We start from the raw sequence: 4,219 nt of genomic DNA on the forward strand, positions 1-4,219 counted from the left end.
CCTTCAGGCTGGTGCAGCCGTGGGGAGTCATCGTCTTGTCGCTTGGCATGATCAGACAATTGTAGCTACAATCATTGCAATTGCAACTTTAGGCCCGCCGGGCGACCGATCATGGACACAGCCGCCGTCGATGCCGCCGCCGTGCAGGCCCAGTGGGAAGCCGAGGCCGCCGCGCACCGTGCGCGCCTGCTGCCGCCGGGCGTGGCCCGCCCCGAGCAGGTCGCGGGCCTGAGCGGGCTGCAGTTCTTCCAGGCCATCTTCGACGGCCAGTTGCCCCCGCCGCCGATCGGCGAGACGATGGACTTCCTGCCGATCGAGATGGTGCCCGGCCGCGCGGTGTTCCAGGGCACGCCGCTGCTGCGCCACTACAACCCGCTCGGCACCGTGCACGGCGGCTGGATCGCGACGCTGCTCGATTCGTGCGTCGGCTGCGCAGTGCACACCACGCTGGCCGCCGGCAAGGCCTACACCACCGCCGAACTCAAGATCAACTACGTGCGCGCCGTCACCCACCGCGTGCCGGTGTTGCGCGCCATCGGCAGCGTGATCCACGTCGGCGGCCGCATGGCCACCGCCGAAGGGCGCCTGCTCGGCCCCGACGGCAAGCTGTACGCCCACGCCTCCACCACCTGCTTCATCTTCGACGCTTCCTGAACGGACCACCTTCCATGCGACTCCTCCACACCATGCTGCGCGTCGGCGACCTGCAGCGCTCGATCGACTTCTACACGAACATCATGGGCATGACGCTGCTGCGCCAGTCCGAGAACCCGTCGCAGCACTACTCGCTCGCCTTCCTCGGCTACGGTCCGAACCCGGAGCATGCCGAGCTGGAGCTCACCTACAACCACGGCGTCAGCTCGTACGAGCTCGGCACCGCCTACGGCCACATCGCGATCGCGGTGCCCGATGCGGCGGCGGCCTGCGAGCGCATCCGCGCCGGCGGCGGCAACGTCACGCGCGAGGCCGGCCCGGTCAAGGGCGGCAGCACCGTCATCGCCTTCATCACCGATCCGGACGGCTACAAGGTCGAACTGATCGAACGCCGCTTCGACTGAGCCCGCGCCGAGGAAACCCCATGCTCTCCGAACGCATCTCCGCCTCCCTCGGCCGCCGCGGCATCCACTATGCGTGGGTGATCGCCGCGGTCACCTTCTTCGCGATGCTGACCACCTCGGCCGCGCTCGGCCTGCCGGGCGCGATGCTGCAGCCGCTGTCGAAGGAGTTCGGCTGGACCACCGACCAGCTGTCGTCCGTCTTCGCGGTGCGCTTCGCGCTGTTCGGCCTGCTCGGGCCGTTCGCCGCGATCTTCATCGCGCGCTTCGGCCTGCCGCGCATCATGGTGGCCGCCGCCAGCTTCATCGCGGTGGCGATGGTGGCCGCCACCGGCATCACGCAGCTGTGGCAGCTGTTCCTGCTGTGGGGGCTGGTGCTGGGCTGCGGCACCGGGCTCACCGCGCTGGTGCTGGGCGCGATGGTCGCGAGCCGCTGGTTCACCGCGCACCGCGGGCTGGTGGTCGGCCTGTTCGCCGCGAGCACCGCCACCGGGCAGCTGATCTTCCTGCCACTCGCGGCCTGGATCATCGAGCACCACGGCTGGCGTTACGCGGTGATCCCGATCTTCGTCGCCTGCGTGATCGTGGTGGCGCTCGTCACCTTCTTCATGCGCAACCACCCGAGCGAGCTGAAGCTGCTGTCGCTCGGCGAGCCCGAGGGCACGCCGCTGCCGCCGGTGCCGGCCGCCGCGCCGCTGAACTTCCTCGGCCCGTTCAAGGTGCTGCGCGAGGCGATGCACAACCGCACGTTCTGGATCCTCGCGCTGAGCTTCTTCATCTGCGGGCTCAGCACCAACGGCCTGCTGCAGACGCACTTCATCTCGCTGTGCAGCGACAACGGGCTGTCGGCCGTGCCGGCGGCCTCGGTGCTGTCGATGATGGGCGCGTTCGACCTGGTGGGCACCACGCTGTCGGGCTACCTGTCCGACCGCTACGACAACCGCAAGCTGCTGTTCTGGTACTACGGGCTGCGCGGGCTGTCGCTGTTCTGGCTGCCCTACTCCACCTTCACGCTGTACGGCCTCGCGACCTTCGCGATGTTCTACGGCCTCGACTGGATCGCGACGGTGCCGCCCACCGTCAAGCTCGCCGCGCAGGAGTTCGGCAAGGAGCGCGCCGGGATGATCTTCGGCTGGGTGTTCGCCTCGCACCAGCTCGGCGCGGCGGTCGCGGCCTACGGCGCGGGGCTCACGCGCACGCTGCTGCTGACCTACAACCCGGCGCTGTTTGCGGCCGGCGCGGCCTGCCTGGTGGCGGCCGTGTCGGTGCTGCTGATCAGGAGACAGGCGACAGCGGCTGCGGCGGCGTTGAAGGCTGCGTAGCCCGAGAGCTACGTCGTCGTTGGATGGAGACTGCTGGAACTCACGCATGCCGACGGTCACAAAGTGGCGGTCACTGACAACCACGACCCATCATGAGTTCCAACAGCATCTCCGCCCCGCGAGTCACCGCGCCATCCCGCCCCGGTCAATCCAGCGGCAATGCAACCGACAAGCCCAGCATTCCAGCAAAGGTGGGCAAACAACGGGCTGTTGCATTGAATGCGGTAAGCGAACTTGAGACCTTCGAAGATTCCGGGTGCCCGTTCAAGCACCTTCAGGACAAAAAAAAGTCGCAAACTTCAGTCACCGGACGGAGCTTGATCAGCCGCAGGGTTCCCTCCGCTTCGAATTCCCGGCACTCCCCCCAAGGCGGTTCTCGAAAATCAGTTGGCGATCAATCCGAGGTCAGGAGAATCATCCATTTGCCGCGCACCGACTCACCCGTATCGGCAGTTTCGAAAGGTACCCCCAAGGTCATACGTTCCGACGAACTCCTCGCCCTGCGAATCACCGAACCGCCACCCCACTCCGGTGAATCCAGCGGCAATGCGACCGACAAGTGCAGCCTTTCATCCAAAAAAGAGAAAGCTGCTTTGGCGAAGAGCGAGTGGAATAGCGAGTGGGAGAGCCAGTGGAAGTTCCCCGGCGCATTCCGGTGCTCGATCGAGCAGTTGCCCGGTTTCGCAAAGAGCATTGCGGCAGGAGACCACGGGGCGGATATCACCATCGTTGACGCCATCAAGGACACTTCAGACGCAAAAGCAGTCGCAGGCTTCATTCGCAATACAAGACTTGAAGGACCGGTTTGCGTTGGCCTGTGCCTCGAATTTTCGGCACTCCCCCCCAAGGGCGAGCCCCGGGAGATTCTCGTCGAGGCGTTCAAGCAGATTCCCTTCAGCCTCACGTACAGCGCACTCCGTTTCCAGAACGGCAAGGCATGCGTCACGCTGAACACGGCGATCGCTCAGAAGTACCCCGAGTTCTTCCTCAAAATGGAGATGCAGTAGCGTCACGATCCGATCATCAACGGCTCCTGGAGTGGAGGCCTCGCCACCACTGCGGAAGCCGTTCATGAGCATCGACACCTCACGCGCCGGTTCATCCGCGGGGTGGCTGCGACGACGAAGGCCGCGTAACCCGGCCTGTGCCTGTCAGGCTGGAACGAATGCCGCGAGCGATGCCACTCAACAGAAGACGCAACCACTTGTTCCGTTGATCATGACCGTCTCACGCTCGCACTCGCCAAGCCCCAGAGAAACTGAACTTTCGAATTCCATTCCCCCGAATACACCCAGCCTCCAATCGATCCAGGCGGGACGCCTTGACGCCAGCAGAACCCTGGACACCCTTGGCGCCCCTCGTCAGCCATGGGGCAGCGCCCTCTTCGCGGAGCACCTGTCCGTGGACCGCCTTGGTCTCATCAAGTTGAACCTGAAGCGCACCCGCACACCGGACAAGTTCACGGAACAAGACCTCGGGCCACTGATCGACTTCATCACGTCGAACGTCAAGGTCGTCGATCTCAACCTGTCGAATCACGATCTTGGAAAACGAGAGATGCAATGCCTGCTGCGATCGTTGCACGGCCTGCTGCAGCTGGAGAGGATCAATCTCAAGGGCAACAAGATGCCTGCCGCGCCGCGGTCGTTGTGGATCAATCTGTTGAAGAAACCGGATCTCGTCGAGCTTCGCATCACCCTTGAAAAGTCCATCACCTCCGAGGAACAATTTCAGATGTTCCTATCGGACATGAAGGAGGCCGCTCAKGGTCGAATCAAGACACTCAAATTGGAACTTTCCAGCGACAGTGTTGACAAGGAGTTTCTCGTGCCGGTGCAGAAC

At 64.3% G+C, this 4,219-nt stretch carries 5 protein-coding genes; all 5 read left to right on the forward strand.

What is annotated here, in order from left to right:
- The first annotated feature begins 111 nt into the window (after positions 1-111).
- Entirely contained in the window at positions 112-654 is a 543-nt protein-coding gene (locus tag AC1D12_RS26435; RefSeq protein WP_477843948.1) for a PaaI family thioesterase, read from the forward strand.
- A 14-nt stretch (positions 655-668) separates the two neighbouring features.
- Positions 669-1,058, forward strand: coding sequence for a lactoylglutathione lyase (gloA, locus tag AC1D12_RS26440; RefSeq protein WP_047504550.1), 390 nt, complete (start codon positions 669-671; stop codon positions 1,056-1,058).
- A gap of 20 nt (positions 1,059-1,078) precedes the next feature.
- A complete protein-coding gene (locus AC1D12_RS26445; protein WP_477843950.1) occupies positions 1,079-2,377 on the forward strand; it encodes an MFS transporter in 1,299 nt (432 codons plus the stop codon).
- A gap of 92 nt (positions 2,378-2,469) precedes the next feature.
- Positions 2,470-3,384: a hypothetical protein gene (locus tag AC1D12_RS26450; RefSeq protein ID WP_477843952.1), complete on the forward strand. Its 915-nt coding sequence runs from the start codon at positions 2,470-2,472 to the stop codon at positions 3,382-3,384.
- Between the two features lie 64 nt (positions 3,385-3,448).
- A partial coding sequence (locus tag AC1D12_RS26455) for a hypothetical protein (RefSeq protein ID WP_477843954.1) occupies positions 3,449-4,219 on the forward strand: 771 nt, incomplete at its 3' end.

The organism is Rhizobacter sp. P1_G5 (assembly GCF_056405435.1).

Excerpts from the sequence above, each read along its gene's own strand:
- AC1D12_RS26435 (WP_477843948.1), top strand. The coding sequence starts at position 112 with ATGGACACAGCCGCCGTCGATGCCGCCGCCGTGCAGGCCCAGTGGGAA.
- gloA (WP_047504550.1), top strand. The coding sequence starts at position 669 with ATGCGACTCCTCCACACCATGCTGCGCGTCGGCGACCTGCAGCGCTCG.
- AC1D12_RS26445 (WP_477843950.1), top strand. The coding sequence starts at position 1,079 with ATGCTCTCCGAACGCATCTCCGCCTCCCTCGGCCGCCGCGGCATCCAC.
- AC1D12_RS26450 (WP_477843952.1), top strand. The coding sequence starts at position 2,470 with ATGAGTTCCAACAGCATCTCCGCCCCGCGAGTCACCGCGCCATCCCGC.